The organism is Dokdonella immobilis (genome assembly GCF_900115085.1).
Taxonomy (GTDB): Bacteria; Pseudomonadota; Gammaproteobacteria; order Xanthomonadales; family Rhodanobacteraceae; genus Dokdonella; species Dokdonella immobilis.
Genome location: NZ_FOVF01000050.1, coordinates 1 through 14,686 on the forward strand (window position 1 = coordinate 1; position 14,686 = coordinate 14,686).

Genomic DNA, 14,686 nt, shown 5'->3' on the forward strand with positions numbered 1-14,686 from the left:
CGCCACAGGCACCGCGCGGCTCGTCAAGGCAACCAGCCTTCACTTCGCCACGCAGCACCTGTGGCGAGCCTTCTGAACGCCATGACGATTGCGCCACTTGTTCAGAGCCTCCCTGGGGTCATCAGGATCGTCGCCCGCGAGGTCATCGAAAGGATGATGCCCTCGTTGCCGTCGATGACGACGTGATCGCGCGGTGCGAACGGTTGGCGCAGGCTCATCAGAATGCCGGCCAGGTAGTTCTCGAGGATATCCTTGAAGGCGAAGCCGAGGGCCACGCCGAGCACACCGGCGGTACCGAGCACGGCCCCGACCAGGGCGGTCGCCTGCAGCAGTTCGAGGGCGACCACGATGCCGGCTCCGAGCACCAGCCAGCGCACTGTGGTCCGGGTCAGCTCCTGGATGAACGGATTGGTACGTGCCGCGCGGTCGATCAACTTGCGACGCGACATCCATCGCCCGAGCAGCCAGGCCGCCCAGACGATCAACAGCGCGAGCAACAGCATCGGCACGCCGGCGAGCAGCCGGTAAAGCTCCTCGAGCAACCGTTGCAGCACGGGTTCGATGGTGAATGCGCTCGGCTCCTGCATGGCCTTCCCTCTTCGGCTCGATCGGATTCATCATAGGTCGAGCAAGGTGAACAATCAGCCGCACCCGATTTTCCGCGGGCCCGGGTTTCGCCCCGCGCATGGGCATCGAACCCGCGCATGTGTCCTGCAAACGACCTCCGGAATGAGCAATGACCGAACCCAACGACACCTTCAATTACCTGGCCGTGCTGTTCTCGATCATCCTCGGCCTGGCGGTGACCGAAATCCTGCAGGGACTCCGTCGCCTCATGCTGCGGCGACGAACAACGAAGCTGTACTGGCCGGCCCTGCTATGGGCGATCACCTTGCTGGTCATTCTGGCGCAGAGCTGGTGGGCCATGTTCGGCCTGCGCGCGCATCTGCAATGGACCTTCGGCATGTACGGCATCGTCCTGCTCCAGTGCGCCGTGCTCTATCTCGTCGCAGGACTTTCGCTGGCCGGGCTGGAGGACGAATCCGCGGGCGACATGAAGCGCGCGTACTTCGACAACGCCCGCGCATTCTTCCTGCTGTTGACCGGCGTGCTGGCCATCAGCCTGCTCAAGGATGTCGTCATCCAGGGGCACCTGCCGGGCCCGGCCAATGTCGCCTTTCATGCGATCTATGCGCTGGGTGCGCTGATCGCCGCGGTAACGCGCAAGCCGTGGGTGCACGAAGCGTACGCCCCGCTTGCCGCCCTGGCATTCGCCGCCTACATCGTCGTGCTGTTTGACCGGCTCGCCTGAGCCGGGAAGGAGCTGATCGACCTCGGCTCCGCGGCGGATGGCTGCGCCCGCCCGCCATCCGCGCGGAGGCCATTTGTGCCTACCAGACCTCGCAGCGTTCCTTGCCGGTCCGGACCATCGGCGCATCGGGCTTGCACTCGAACGCTTGCTGGAATGCCGGCAGGTTCGAAAGCGGTCCGTTGACGCGATATTTCGCGATTGGGTGCGGGTCGCCCTGGATCATCGTGCGCTGGGTCGCTGGCCGAATCTCGTCGCCGCGCCACTGGCCCCAGGCGATGAAGAACTGCTGGGCCGGGGTGAAGCCGTCGATCGTCGGCTCGGGCTTCTTGCCTTCGCGCGATTTCTGGTAGGCCAGCCAGGCCAGTTTGGCACCGGCCAGATCGCCGATCGATTCGCCGAGCACGAGCTTGCCGTTGTGATGGATACCCGGTTCGATGAAATAACTCTCGAACTGGTCGACCACGCACTGGCCACGGTCGCCGAATTGCTTGAGGTCGGCCGGCGTCCACCAGTTGCTGAGGCGACCCTTGGCATCGAACTGGGCGCCCTGGTCGTCGAAGCCGTGGCTGACCTCGTGGCCGATGACGACGCCGATCGCGCCGTAGTTAATCGCGTCGGTCGCGCTCATGTCGAAGGCCGGCGGCTGCAGGATGCCGGCCGGGAACACGATCTCGTTCTGCAGCGGGTTGTAGTAGGCGTTCGAGGTCGGCGGGGTCATGCCCCAGCGGCTGCGATCGACCGGTTTGCCGATCTGGCTGCGGTTGTCGGCCACGTTCCAGCGGGACGCAGCGACGAAATTGTCCCAGTACGAATCGCGACCGACCTTGACCCCGGCATAGGTCTTCCACTTGTCCGGATAGCCGATCTTCGGGTTGAACGTGGCCAGCTTCTCCTGCGCCTTGGCCTTGGTCTCTGCGCTCATCCAGTCGAGGCCGACGATGGTGTCTTTCATCGCCAGCAGGATGTTGTGGACCATGTCCTGCATGCGTGCCTTGGCCGCCGGCGGGAAGTACTTCTCGACATACTTCTTGCCGAGCGCCTCGCCGAGCTGGTTGTCGGTGGCCTCGGCGCAGCGCTTCCAGCGCGGCTTCATTTCGGTCGCGCCGGTCAGGTAGCGGCCGTTGAACGCGAAGTTCTCCTCGACGAACGGTTTCGATAGGGTATCGGCGGCGGCGTTGAGCAGATGCCATTCGAGGTAGGTCTTCCAGTCGGACACCGGCGTCTTCGCCAGTTCTCTCTCGAACTGGGCGAGGAAAGCTGGCTCGGTCACGTTGAGGTCGGCGCGCGGTATTTTCGCCGCGTCGGCGTAGGTGCCCCAATCGAACGACGGCGTCATCTTCCCCAGGTCGGCGAAGCTCGTGCGGTGATCCTGCTGGCTCGGGTCGCGCAAGGCGACGTTGTCGAGCGAGGCTTCGGCCAGGCGCTTCTCGAAGGCGAATACGGTGTCGGCCGACTTCTTCGCACTGTCTGCATCGGCGCCAGCCAGTTCGAACATCCTGGCGACATGGGCCAGGTATTTTTCGCGCGCCTCGACGAAGCGCTTTTCCGGTTTCAGGTAGTAGTCGCGGTCCGGCATGCCGAGACCACCGGCAAAGACGTGCGCGATGGTCTGGGTCGGGTCATGCAGGTCCTCGAACCCGGCGATGCCGAACGGCACGTTGATGCCGACATCGTGGAACGCGCCGATCTGCTTCTCGACATCGGCCCGCGTCTTGATCGCACGCACGGCGGCGAGCATCGGCTCGACCGGTTTCATGCCGAGCGCGTCGACCGCCGGCTCGTTCATGCAGGCCGCATAGAAATCGCCCGAGAGCTGATCGGCACTGCCCGCCGGCCAATCCGACTTCGCCGATACTTCGGTCAGGATGTCGCGCACATGCTCCTTGTTGATCTCGCCCGACTCCCAGCGCCGGCTCCAGCGGTCCATGTAGTCCGGAATCGGATGGTCCTTGCGCCACGAACCATTTGCATACTGGAAGAAGTCGGTGCAGGCATTCGCATCGCGGTCGATGTCGCCGGCCATGATGCCGTGCTGGGCGGCGGCGCTCGTGGCCGCGCCGGCGAGCAGTACCCCGAGCAGGATGCCGATTGGCAGCCGGCGCTCGGAGAGGAAAACCGGTGTACGACTCTGGCGCATGGCGAATGGACCCCTGGGCTGGAAAGTAGCTGCAGCCTAGAACCGTTCCACGCCAACGGCATGGGCCGAAGGCCATGCATTGGGCGCTTTCCAGCGCAATCAGCGATCGCTCCACACGGCAAGCTCGTTGCCGCTCGGCTCGCTGAAGTGGAAGCGACGACCGCCCGGAAACGCGAAGATCGGCTTGACGATCCGGCCGCCGGCCTTCTCGACCCCAGCCAGGGTGGCTTCGAGCGCCTCGCTGAACAGAACGATCAGGGCCGTGCCCCGGTCGACTGTGCCGCTCAGGTCGGAGCGGTAGAAACCGCCGTCGATCCCCTCGTCGGAAAAGGCCGTGTAGTCCGGACCGTAGTCTACAAACGACCATCCAAACGCCGCGGTGAAGAAGGCCTTGGTCGCGTCGAGGTCGCGGGCCGGGAACTCGACGTAATTGATTTTCTCGTGGGCGGGCATGGGCGAACTCCGGGAATGGATGGTGAACCGAATTATGGTGTGACCAGGCGACCGTGCGAACGCCCGAAGCCACGACCGTGCGGCATCGACGCCAGATCGCGCTACGGATCGAAGCCGTTTCCGAACAGATTTTGAATGACAGCGGTGCGGGCGAGGTTGTTCAGGGTGTTCGGTTCGCTCAGGTTGGCGGGGCGGTAGGCGCCGACGCCGATCCAGTCGCGTTTGGTGCTCTTGAGGTCGTGCAGTCCGCCACTGATCGCCACGGAGCCACCGGGCTGGATGTCGAAACGCGCATTGATGCCGCCGAAACGCGCATCCGTCACGCAATTGGCGGCACTCACCATACTGCAGTCGAGCGGACCGGCACTGTCGTGCCCGGGAGGCGATCCCGTCAGGTACGCGTCCGTCAAGGCCTGAACTCTCACACCGCTCACGCGCAGATGAAAGCCGAGCGAGCCGCCGACAAGCCATGATCCTCGTCGAGGCAGAGACTTGCGACAAGATCGCCGTGGGCCGAGATCGTCGTGTCGACCAGTACGTTGCCGGTAGTTGTCTGCAGCGGCGGCGTCTGAAGAAAATGGGCGCTGAGAACCGCGATTCTGTCGGTGATTCGAGAATGGCGATCAGCGATCCGCTCGAGCCCTCGTCGGCGACCGGGCCGAGCGTAGGTGAATTGCGATCGATGAAACCCTCCCGGGCAGATCAAAGAGTCCGGCTGACCGAGCGGTGGCGGGATTCCTTATGGTTCGAGATCAAGCTCGGCACGATGGCTGAGGCTACGCGACATGCACTCGCGCAACAGTTGACCATAGATACCGAAGGCATTCCGGTGCAACAACAGGCGTCCGATGCGAGTGGACAAGTCCGCCTAGACGATGCGGAGCGCGTCTGGAGTGAAACGAAAGTCACTCCGGGAGCGCCTGCGAGGCCCGGCTCGGCGCCCTATGTCAGCGCATACTCGATCGCCGCACAGACCGCGGCGACCTGGGCGGCGTTGCATTGTTCGGGTGTGGCTTTTGGGCTGTCCGGATAGACCTCGGTGGTGGTGCGGTAGCGGGCGTCGGTGACGCCGGCGCAGAGGCCGAGTTTCTGCAGCGGGTAGCGGATGACGCCGGGGGAAAACACCTTCGAGCCGATGATTTCGCCGTTGGCGTCGGCCGGGGCGATGTGGGTGACCTGGGCCACGGCCGCGATCACGGCATCCTGGAATTCCGGCTGCGGATGCTCACTGTCGTCGACCAGGTAGAAGCCGTCGGGAATCTCGTCGGGGACATAGTGTTCGCCATCGCGCGCGGCCAGGGCCGGACGGAATTCCGATTCGTCGGTGTCGGTGGTCTCGTGCAGGTCGATGTGCAGGAGCACGCGCTCGCGAAACGGTGCGACCAGATCGATCAGTGCCGCCGCTTCCTGGGCCGGGCTGTCGGCGCGGAACGAGCGGTTCGGATCGATCGCGTCGCGGTTCCAGCGGTGGATGCGCTCGTAGGCCCAGGGGCTGATGCACGGCGCAACGATGAGGTTGATCTTGCCCGCGTAGTCCGCCGCGCGCTGTTCGAGGAACTGCAGCGCGCCGTGCACGCCGCTGGTTTCATAGCCGTGCACGCCGCCGGTGACGAGGACCACCGGCAGGGCATCGTTCCAGTCGCCGCTGCGGATCGCGAACAGCGGATAGCTGTGCGGTGGATAGTCGAGTCGGCCGTACTCGACGACGTCGAAACGCGCCCGCAACGGTTCGATGCGGCTCAGCACATCGTCGGCGTAGCTGCGCAGGACCTTCTGCCGATCCAGCCAGGCCGCGCGTTCTGCGGGCCCCCAGGCGATTCCGGGTGTTCCGATCGGATAGGGGGCGGGCGTCGTCATGGCAGGTCTCGCTTGCGGGCTGGGCTTTGCATGGTGCCAGCCGCCGCGTGGAATCTGTACCCCTGACGAACGCCCCTGGCATCGCGCCGGGCAATTGGGTCCGCTCAGGCACGCGCACCCTCCGCAGCGCACGCCGCGTCGAGCAGTTCGATGAATTCCGCGGCGAAGCGGTGTGCGTCGCCCGGCCATCGGGCCGACAGATAGTGCCCGTCCCGTACCGTAAAGCCGCGTTCCAGATGCCGCTCGTCATCGCGCCGCAGCGCGAGCGGGCCGCGTTCGAAGTCGGATCGCCGCGCCAGCGCGCGCGTGACTTCTGCCTCGACGGTTTCCGGGTAGGTCCGATAGTAGTTGCCCAACCAGAGCGCCGTCAGCGCCCAGGCGGTCAGTTCGAGACTGCGGGTCAGGGCCGTAGTCCTTTTGCCGAAGAGGACCGAGCGACCGTCAGCGCCGCGCGAGCGTGCGGCCAGCACCACGCCATGGCAGATCGCTCCCACCGGGATCCGGCGTTCGAAGGCCCGCACGACGATGCGCTGAAGCACACCTGATACGAGGTACTCGCGCATGCCCGCTGCGTGGCCGCCGGGGAGAATGAGGCCATCGATCGTGGTCGATTCGGCCTGGCGGTAGCTCAACGGAGCCCTGAAGGCCGGATCGGCCGTCATCGCTTCGTAGGCACGACGTCCGCTGGCGTGGGCGCGCAGCAGCGAGCGCCACGGTCCGAAACCGGTTCCGTCCAGAACGCGCGGGTCGGCCCGCGCGGGGCGCGCGTCCGGTGTAGCGAAGCAAACCCGATAGCCTCGCCGCACGAGCTGCTGCCACGGCACGCCCGCTTCGGTCGGATCGAATCCCTCGCCCGGCAGCGGTATCAGGATGGTGGCCATGATGTTCGGGCTCATGTTTCGGAGCCGCCACTATTGTCCGATCGCATCGCGCGTTCCAGCCGGGCGGCGCTCGCCCTGCAGCGAGCGGGTGGCCATGGGCCGTGAATTGTATTGATCAATTGACTTAATCATATGGTAAATTTAGGATGGCGCCATGAAACCGCCCAATCCCGAGCGAAGTCGCGGCGACCTGACTCGCGATGCGCTGATCCTGGCCGCCATGACGGTGTTCGGCCGCGATGGCTTCCATGCCACGACCACGCGTGCCATCGCCCAAGAGGCCAAGGTCAACCAGGCCCTGATCGGCTACCACTTCGGCGGCAAGGAAGGACTCTACCTGGCCATGTTCGAGCACATCGCCGGTCAGCTCGGGCAACGTCTGGGGCCATTGGTCGATGACATCGGTCGCCTGCTCGAGACACCGGTCGGGGCCGACGAGGTGAACCTGCGCAGCCAGGCCGAGGCGGCCCTGGTACGACTTGCCGAAGGCATGCTGATGCTGATGACGCGTCCCGAGTATGCGGCGTGGGCCCAGCTGGTCCTGCGCGAGCAGCAGAACCCGACCCAGGCCTTCGAGATCCTCTACGAGCGCTTCATGGGACGTGTGCTGGCCCTGCTCGAGCAACTGGTCAGGCGCCTGCGCGGTGAAAGCGCGGGCGATCCGCGTCTGCTCGTCGTCACCCTGCTCGGCCAGTTGCTGGTCTTCCGCGCCGCACGAACCGGCATCCTCCGATTCCTCGGATGGCCACGGATCGGGGAGACCGAACTGGCCGCCATCCAGGCCCAGTTGCGCCGGAATATCGCGGCGCTGCTCCTGCCCGTGGCCTGACCCGGACCATTCATGAAATCCGCGCGCCCTCCCTGGTCCCTCGAATCCGCACGGCTCCCTGCTCTTTCGGCGATAGAGCCCGCTAACCCCTCAATCGCAAAACGCCGCGCGAATCCCAGGTCCTGCGCGATGATCGCGCGTATCCACGAATACTCCGGGTCAAACCCATGAACAAGAAAGGCCTGATCATCATCGCCGTTGTCGCCATCGCCGCCACCGTGGCGGGCCTGGCATTCCTCCGCCGGGCTTCCGGCAACGACGCGCCGATCGTTCTTTACGGCAACGTCGACATCCGCGATGTCGAGCTGGCCTTCCGCCAGCCTGGACGGATCCAGTCGATGGTGGTCGAGGAAGGTGATCCGGTCGAGGCCGGCCAACTGCTGGCCAGCCTCGATGCGCAACCGTTCGAGGACGCGCTGCAGGCGGCGGAGGCCGAGGTCGCGGTCGCCACCGCCGAACTGGACAAGCTCAAGAGCGGCAGCCGCCCGCAGGAGATCGCCCAGGCCCAGGCGGGCGTGAGCCGGGCCGAGGCCGCCTTGCGCAATGCCGAGCAGGACTTCAACCGACAGACTTCGCTGCTCGGATCAGGCGCCAGCAGCCAGCGCATCGTCGACGCCGCGCGTTCGCAACGCGATCAGGCCGCCGCCGCGCTGCGTTCGGCGCAGGAAGCACTGTCACTGGCCCGCACCGGCGCGCGCAGCGAGGACATCAAGGCCGGCATGGCGCGTCTGGCTGCAGCAAGGGCGCGTCAGGCCCAGGCCGAAACGGCGCTGGCCGACACGCGCCTCAGCGCGCCGACCCGAGCCACCGTGGTCTCGCGGGTGCGCGAACCGGGCAGCATGGTTGGCGCCGGCACGCCGGTGTATGCATTGAGTCTGCGTGATCCGCTGTATGTGCGTGCCTACGTCAGCGAACCCCAGCTCGGCCGCATCGCTCCGGGCACACGGGTGAGCATCGAGACCGATTCCTCGGACAAGACCTATGAAGGGCAGATCGGTTTCATCTCGCCGACCGCCGAATTCACGCCCAAGTCGGTCGAGACCACCGACCTGCGCACCGATCTCGTCTATCGGTTGCGCATTGTCGTCGGCAATGCCGACCAGGGCTTGCGCCAGGGCATGCCGGTGACGGTGCACGTTCTCGGCACGCAAGATTAGGCATCGGCATGGACGCCAACCCCGGCCAGGGACCGAGCCAGGAGGACGCCGCCGTCGTCGTGGTCGATGGCGTGGTCAAGGCCTTCGGCGACCTGCGCGCGCTGCGCGGCATCGATGCGCAAATCCGACCCGGTCGCCTGACTGGACTGGTCGGGCCGGACGGCGCCGGCAAGACCACCCTGATGCGCATCATGGCCGGGCTGATGGCGCCGACCGCGGGTCGCGTGACCCTGTGCGGGCTCGCTGTCGCCCACGAAGGCGAGGCCGTGCATGCGATCACCGGCTACATGCCGCAGCGCTTCGGTCTGTACGAAGACCTGACCGTGCTGCAGAACATGAGCCTGTACGCCGAACTGCGCGGCATGAACCGCCGCCAGCACGGCGACGTCTTCGAGCGCCTGCTCGACTTCACCCGGCTGCAGCCGTTCACCGGGCGTCTGGCCGGCAAGCTCTCGGGCGGTATGAAACAGAAGCTCGGCCTGGCCTGCGCCCTCATGGCGACGCCGCGTGTGCTGCTGCTCGACGAGCCCGGCGTCGGCGTCGATCCGGTCAGCCGCCAGGATCTGTGGCGCATGGTCAAGGCCCTGACCGACGACGGCATGGCCGTGGTCTGGTCGACCGCCTATCTCGATGAGGCCGAGCGCTGCGAGCACGTGCTCCTGCTCAACGAAGGCACGCTCGAATTCGATGGTCCGCCCTCGGCGCTGACCGGTCGCCTGCACGACCGCAGCTTTCGCATCGACGAAGTCGCCGGAGAACGCCGCGCCGTGCTCGCCCGCGCGCTCGATCTCGAGTCGGTCTGTGATGGCGTGATCCAGGGCGCCGCCGTGCGTGTGGTCATTCGCGAGAACGCCGATCGCGGTCCACTGGAACAGCTGGCCGCCGAGGTCGGTGGCAGTCTCGATGCGGTGCCGCCGCGCTTCGAAGATGCCTTCGTCGATCTGCTCGGCGGCGGGCCCGGCGGCACCTCCGAACTGGCCGAGCGCATGCAGGCGGTCGAACTGGACAGCGAAATCGCCGTTTCCTGCCAGCACCTGACCAAGCGCTTCGGCGACTTCGCCGCGACCGATGACGTCAGCTTCGAGGTCCGTCGCGGCGAGATCTTCGGCCTGCTCGGACCGAACGGCGCGGGCAAGTCGACCACCTTCAAGATGCTGTGCGGCCTGCTCACGCCGAGCAGCGGCGAAGCCCACGTCGCCGGCCACAACCTGCGCAGCGCGACCAGCCTGGCCAAGCGCCAGCTCGGCTACATGGCGCAGAAGTTCTCCCTGTACGGACTGCTTTCGGTCGGCCAGAACCTCGAGTTCTCGGCCGGCGTCTATGGCCTCGAGGGACGCACCAAGCGCGAGCGCATCGACGAGATGATCGAGATCTTCCAGCTCGAGCCGTATCTCAAGGCCGCGCCGGATTCGCTGCCGCTCGGCTTCAAGCAGCGCCTGGCCATGGCCTGTGCGCTGATGCATCGGCCGCCGGTGCTGTTTCTCGACGAACCGACCTCGGGCGTCGATCCGATCACCCGCCGCGAATTCTGGACCCACATCAACGGCCTCGTGCGCAAGGGCGTGACCGTGATGGTGACCACCCACTTCATGGATGAAGCCGAATACTGCGATCGGGTCGCCTTGATGTACCAGGCCCAGCTCATTGCGCTCGACACGCCGGATGCCCTCAAGCAGAAAGCAGTCACCGCCGAGCGCCCCGAGCCGACCATGGAGGATGCCTTCATCCACCTGGTCGAAGCGGAGGACGACGATACGCAAGAAGCCGCAACCGGCGCGGATTTCCCCGTGCGCCCAGCGCGCGAAAACCTCGGGCCGAACGAGGCTCCGAAGAGCGCGACGGGCGATGCGCGCCCCCCCGAAATCAGCCATCGACGCTTCGACCTGCGCAGGCTCGCCGCCCTCGTGCGCAAGGAAAGCCTGCAACTCGTGCGTGACCCCTCCTCGATCCTGATCGCCTTCGTGCTGCCGGTCATGTTGCTGTTCCTGTTCGCCTACGCGGTCTCGCTCGACATCCGCGAAGTCCGCCTCGGCGTCGTCCTCGAAACCGACGGTGCCGCCGCGCAGTCGCTGGCCGCGGCGTTTTCCGGTACGCGCTACTTCAAGGTCACGCCGGCGCGCGACCGGCGCGAGGTGGCCGACCAGCTCGTCTCCGGCAAGCTCGCCGGCTACGTCGTCATCCCGCAGGATTTCGAAACCCGGGTGGCCCGCCACGGCAGCGCACCGCTGGTCCAGATCATCACCGACGGCTCGCAGCCGAACACGGCCAGTTTCGTCGCCAACTACGCCAATGGCGTGCTCGGCAACTGGCTGGCCGGCCGCGCCGGTGCCCAGCCATCGGCGCCGCGCATCACGCTCAAGCCGCGCTTCTGGTTCAATCCCGAGATCGACACACGCCGGGCCCTGCTGCCCGGCGCCGTCGCCATCGTCATGACCATCATCGGCACCTTGCTGACCGCGCTCGTGGTCGCCCGTGAGTGGGAACGCGGCACGATGGAGGCGATCATGTCGACGCCGGCATCGGTGCCCGAGATCCTGATCGGCAAGCTGCTGCCGTATTTCCTGCTCGGCCTGGCCGCGACGATCGGCACCGCGCTGCTCGTGATCTTCGGCTTCGGCGTGCCGATCCGCGGCTCGTGGCTGGCCCTGCTGGCCATGTCCTCGGCCTTCCTGGTGCCGGCCCTGGGCCAGGGCCTGCTCATTTCCTCGATCGCGCGCAACCAGTTCATCGCTGCCCAGCTGGCCCTGCTGTCGGGCTTCCTGCCGGCCTTCCTGCTGTCGGGATTCATCTACGAAATCGATTCGATGCCGCTGCCGATCCGCGGCCTGACCCACCTCGTCGCCGCGCGCTATTTCATCGATTCGTTGCGGACCATCTTCCTGGCCGGCGACGTCTGGCCGATGTTCCTGGCCCACATGGCGGCGATGCTCGCGATCGGCAGCGTGTTCTTCGTGTTCGCGATGCGCAAGACGCGCAAGACCCTGGACACCTGAGATGAGCACCCTGTTCTCGATCAGCCGGACCCGCTTGCGTGCGCAGATCATCAAGGAGCTGCTCAGCATCCTGCGCGATCCGCGCAGTCGCATGGTCCTGGTCGGGCCACCATTGATGCAGTTGCTGATCTTCTCGTTCGCCGCGACCCTCGATGTGACCAACGTCGACCTCGGCATCTTCAATCGCGACAGCGGACGCGCCTCGCAGGAATTCGTCGCCGCAATTGCGGCCTCGAAGTTCGTCGGTGACCTGCACGTGGCCCATTCGGCCAGGGAGCTGCGCGAACTGATCGATACCCGCCAGGCCATCGCGGTGGTCGAAATTCCGCCGACCTTTTCGCGTGACGCGAGCGCGGGTCGCGCGGCCATCGCCCAGGTCACCATCGACGGACGACGCGCCAATGCAGGCCAGTTGACCCTCGGCTACCTGACAGCGATCGCGGCCAATGCCGGTGTCCAACTCGATCGCGATGGCAAGGCGATGGCCGAGCCGAGCGTCGTACGCCACTGGTTCAACGCCAACCGCATCTATCGGTGGTTCATCGTGCCGGGCCTGTCCGGCATCCTGACCACCTTCATTGCCCTGCTGGTGACCGCGCTGTCGATAGCGCGCGAACGCGAGCTCGGCACCTTCGACCAGTTGCTGGTGTCGCCGACCACGACCCTGGAAATCATCATCTCCAAGACCGTGCCGGCGCTGATCATCGGTACCGTGCTCGGCACGGTCATGATCTGCGCCGGCATCTTCCTGTTCGGCATTCCGTTCCGCGGTTCGTTCCCGCTGCTGTTCGGCTGCCTGGTCCTGTTCATCCTGTCGATGGTCGGCATCGGCCTGATGATCTCCTCGGTGTCCTCCTCCCAGCAGCAGGCCATCCTCGGCACCTTCGCCGTGGCCGTGCCCTCGGTGCTGATGTCCGGCTTCGCCACGCCGGTCGAGAACATGCCGATGTTCCTGCAGTACCTGGCCCAGGCGATTCCGCTCAAGCACTTCCTGATCATCGTCCAGGGCAGCTTCACCAAGGGCATGCCGCTGGTCGATGTCCTCCACAACACCTGGCCGCTGGTCGTGATCGCCGTGGTCACCCTGTCCGCTGCCGGCCTGTTCGTGCGCAGCAAGCTGCAATGAAGCCCACGCCCTTTCCAGTCGGTACTCCGTCATGATCTTCGACCGTCGCCGCTTCCGTCTCTTCCTCGCTGCACGCGCGCCGCTGCATACCGCGGTTCTCGTCTTGCCGCTGCTGCTCGGCGCCTGCGCCGTCGGCCCCGACTACCGTGGTGCGCCTGCCATCGACACCGGATCGGGCTGGACCACGGCCACGGTCGACCCGGGCGATAGCGCCGGGGTCGAACCCGCCCTCGCGCAATGGTGGACTACCTTCGGCGATCCCGTGCTCGACCGCCTCGTCGAAGCCGCGCTGAAGCAGAACCTCGACCTTCGCCAGGCCGCGGCGCGCATTGCCGAAGTGCGCGCGTTGCGCGATCGCGCTGCCGGCGGATACGCGCCGCGCATCGACGCCGAAGTCAGTGTCACGCGCCGCCGCCAGAGCGAAAACGGTCCCTTGCCCATCGGCGTGATACCCGGCATCGAGCGCGACCAGACGATCCGCGAGATCGGCTTCGATGCGGCCTGGGAGGCCGACCTGTTCGGTCGCACGCGGCGCGCGGTCGAAGCGGCGAGCGCCCGTCTCGAGGCCGCCGAGGCCGAAGCCGATGGTCTGCGCACCAGCGTCGCAGCGGAAGTCGCGCGCACCTATCTGACCCTGCGTGGCGCGCAACATGAACTTGCCGTGCGCCAGGCTTCGCTCGGCATCCTCGACCAGACCCTGCGCTTGACCCAGGCGCGCATCGACGCGGGAGACGCGCCAGCCGGCGCCATCGACAGTGTCCAGGCCCGCCGCGAGACGGTCGCCGCCAGCCTGCCGCTGATCGAGGCGCGCCTGCGCGCCGCGTCGCTCGGCCTGGGGCTGCTGCTCGGCCAGTTGCCCGAAAGCGAACTCGCGCTGATCGATAGCCCACCACCGGCGCTGAGCCTCCTGCCGATGCCGGTGGGGGAGCGCGCGGATCTGCTACGTCGGCGTCCCGATGTGCGTGCGGCCGAGCGCCGCCTGGCCGCCGCCAGCGCTGACATCGGCGTGGCCACCGCCGAGCTGTTCCCGCATCTGGGCATCGGTGCCAGCGGCGGTTTCCAGTCGCTCGAAACCGGAAACCTGTTCGATGCCGGCAGCCAGACCTTCGCCCTGGTGCCGATGCTGAGTTGGCGCATCTTCGATGGTGGTCGCGTGCGTGCCGAGATCCACGCCAGCGAGGCCCGCCAGCAGCAAGCCGCACTGGCCTATGAGTCGAGCGTGCTGGCCGCGCTCGGTGATGCCGAACGTGCGCTTGGCACCTACTATCTCGACCTCGACGCCCTGCGCCTGCAGGTTACTGCCGTGGCGTCGTCGCGGCGCAGCCACGAACGGGCCGGGCTGCGCTACCGGGCCGGTGACATCACCCTCGCCGAGTTGCTGGCCGAAGAGGCCAACCTGCGCGACGCCGAAGACGCCCATGCGCGCCTGCAGACCGCCGCCGCGATCGACCTGGTCGCCCTGTTCAAGGCGCTCGGTGGTGGCTGGAGTCCGTCCCGACAGAGTGCGGCTGAGCAAGCTTCCGCTCAGCGTTGAGCTGGATTGGGTAAGCTGGCGGGACGTGTCGGGCGATGCGAGGTAATCCATGCTGAAGGGAGCATGCCTGTGCGCAGGCGTAAGTTTCGAGATCGCCGGTGAACTCCTGCACGCGCCGGATGCCTGCCACTGTTCGCAGTGCCGCAGGCATTCCGGCCACTATTTCGTTTCTGCCAACGTTGCGCGCGCGGCGCTGACCATCCACGGCGAGGAAAACCTCGGCTGGTATCGCTCGTCGGAGAAGGTCCGCCGTGGTTTCTGCAAGGTTTGCGGATCTAGGGAGGCTCTGAACAAGTGGCACAACCGTCACGACGCCTGCCTGCGTGCAGATCGCGGCGCGCCGACGCAGACAGACTGGCCGTCTTTCAAGGCGGCGCAACAAAGAGCTGCGCGCAGGCAGGCGTCGC

13 protein-coding genes are annotated in these 14,686 nt (G+C 66.3%); 7 read left to right on the forward strand and 6 right to left on the reverse strand.

Going from position 1 to position 14,686, the window contains the following annotated elements; genetic code table 11:
• Positions 1-101: 101 nt before the first annotated feature.
• Complete coding sequence (locus tag BM125_RS18980; RefSeq protein WP_092410937.1) at positions 102-587, reverse strand: mechanosensitive ion channel domain-containing protein; 486 nt, start codon at positions 585-587, stop codon at positions 102-104.
• A gap of 149 nt (positions 588-736) precedes the next feature.
• On the opposite strand from BM125_RS18980, the gene BM125_RS18985 reads away from it, so the two are divergent.
• Positions 737-1,312 carry a hypothetical protein gene (locus BM125_RS18985; protein ID WP_092410939.1) on the forward strand — a complete coding sequence of 192 codons (576 nt, stop codon included), beginning with the start codon at positions 737-739 and terminating at the stop codon, positions 1,310-1,312.
• Between the two features lie 79 nt (positions 1,313-1,391).
• On the opposite strand, the gene BM125_RS18990 is transcribed toward BM125_RS18985, so the two are convergent.
• The 5 genes from BM125_RS18990 to BM125_RS19010 all read right to left on the reverse strand — a co-directional run bounded on the left by BM125_RS18990 (position 1,392) and on the right by BM125_RS19010 (position 6,655).
• Positions 1,392-3,449, reverse strand: a complete 2,058-nt coding sequence (locus BM125_RS18990) for a M13 family metallopeptidase (RefSeq protein WP_092410941.1) — start codon at positions 3,447-3,449, stop codon at positions 1,392-1,394.
• A 99-nt stretch (positions 3,450-3,548) separates the two neighbouring features.
• Positions 3,549-3,902: a VOC family protein gene (locus BM125_RS18995; protein ID WP_092410943.1), complete on the reverse strand. Its 354-nt coding sequence runs from the start codon at positions 3,900-3,902 to the stop codon at positions 3,549-3,551.
• A gap of 101 nt (positions 3,903-4,003) precedes the next feature.
• The gene (locus tag BM125_RS19000) at positions 4,004-4,243 is read right to left on the reverse strand and encodes a hypothetical protein (protein ID WP_139225117.1); all 240 of its coding nucleotides are present in this window, start codon (positions 4,241-4,243) and stop codon (positions 4,004-4,006) included.
• Between the two features lie 601 nt (positions 4,244-4,844).
• Complete coding sequence (locus BM125_RS19005; RefSeq protein WP_092410947.1) at positions 4,845-5,759, reverse strand: M14 family metallopeptidase; 915 nt, start codon at positions 5,757-5,759, stop codon at positions 4,845-4,847.
• Positions 5,760-5,863: 104 nt separating this feature from the next.
• Complete coding sequence (locus tag BM125_RS19010; RefSeq protein ID WP_217647928.1) at positions 5,864-6,655, reverse strand: type 1 glutamine amidotransferase domain-containing protein; 792 nt, start codon at positions 6,653-6,655, stop codon at positions 5,864-5,866.
• 139 nt (positions 6,656-6,794) lie between these two features.
• Between BM125_RS19010 and BM125_RS19015 the strand changes: the two genes are divergently transcribed.
• The 6 genes from BM125_RS19015 to BM125_RS19040 all read left to right on the forward strand — a co-directional run.
• On the forward strand, positions 6,795-7,469 hold the full coding sequence (locus tag BM125_RS19015) for a CerR family C-terminal domain-containing protein (protein WP_175498203.1): 675 nt from the start codon (positions 6,795-6,797) through the stop codon (positions 7,467-7,469).
• Positions 7,470-7,636: 167 nt separating this feature from the next.
• Positions 7,637-8,626 (forward strand): secretion protein HlyD, encoded by a 990-nt coding sequence (gene hlyD / locus BM125_RS19020; protein WP_092410949.1) that lies wholly within the window; start codon positions 7,637-7,639, stop codon positions 8,624-8,626.
• 8 nt (positions 8,627-8,634) lie between these two features.
• The gene (locus BM125_RS21040) at positions 8,635-11,619 is read left to right on the forward strand and encodes an ATP-binding cassette domain-containing protein (RefSeq protein WP_245778999.1); all 2,985 of its coding nucleotides are present in this window, start codon (positions 8,635-8,637) and stop codon (positions 11,617-11,619) included.
• A gap of 1 nt (position 11,620) precedes the next feature.
• Positions 11,621-12,745 (forward strand): ABC transporter permease, encoded by a 1,125-nt coding sequence (locus BM125_RS19030; RefSeq protein WP_092410951.1) that lies wholly within the window; start codon positions 11,621-11,623, stop codon positions 12,743-12,745.
• Positions 12,746-12,776: 31 nt separating this feature from the next.
• Positions 12,777-14,279, forward strand: a complete 1,503-nt coding sequence (locus BM125_RS19035) for an efflux transporter outer membrane subunit (protein WP_092410953.1) — start codon at positions 12,777-12,779, stop codon at positions 14,277-14,279.
• 49 nt (positions 14,280-14,328) lie between these two features.
• Positions 14,329-14,686 (forward strand): GFA family protein (locus tag BM125_RS19040; RefSeq protein ID WP_139225118.1); only part of this gene is annotated, 358 nt, incomplete at its 3' end.

Coding starts and splice junctions, on each gene's coding strand:
- BM125_RS18980 (WP_092410937.1), bottom strand. CDS start 587: ATGCAGGAGCCGAGCGCATTCACCATCGAACCCGTGCTGCAACGGTTG.
- BM125_RS18985 (WP_092410939.1), top strand. CDS start 737: ATGACCGAACCCAACGACACCTTCAATTACCTGGCCGTGCTGTTCTCG.
- BM125_RS18990 (WP_092410941.1), bottom strand. CDS start 3,449: ATGCGCCAGAGTCGTACACCGGTTTTCCTCTCCGAGCGCCGGCTGCCA.
- BM125_RS18995 (WP_092410943.1), bottom strand. CDS start 3,902: ATGCCCGCCCACGAGAAAATCAATTACGTCGAGTTCCCGGCCCGCGAC.
- BM125_RS19005 (WP_092410947.1), bottom strand. CDS start 5,759: ATGACGACGCCCGCCCCCTATCCGATCGGAACACCCGGAATCGCCTGG.
- BM125_RS19010 (WP_217647928.1), bottom strand. CDS start 6,655: ATGAGCCCGAACATCATGGCCACCATCCTGATACCGCTGCCGGGCGAG.
- BM125_RS19015 (WP_175498203.1), top strand. CDS start 6,795: ATGAAACCGCCCAATCCCGAGCGAAGTCGCGGCGACCTGACTCGCGAT.
- hlyD (WP_092410949.1), top strand. CDS start 7,637: ATGAACAAGAAAGGCCTGATCATCATCGCCGTTGTCGCCATCGCCGCC.
- BM125_RS21040 (WP_245778999.1), top strand. CDS start 8,635: ATGGACGCCAACCCCGGCCAGGGACCGAGCCAGGAGGACGCCGCCGTC.
- BM125_RS19030 (WP_092410951.1), top strand. CDS start 11,621: ATGAGCACCCTGTTCTCGATCAGCCGGACCCGCTTGCGTGCGCAGATC.
- BM125_RS19035 (WP_092410953.1), top strand. CDS start 12,777: ATGATCTTCGACCGTCGCCGCTTCCGTCTCTTCCTCGCTGCACGCGCG.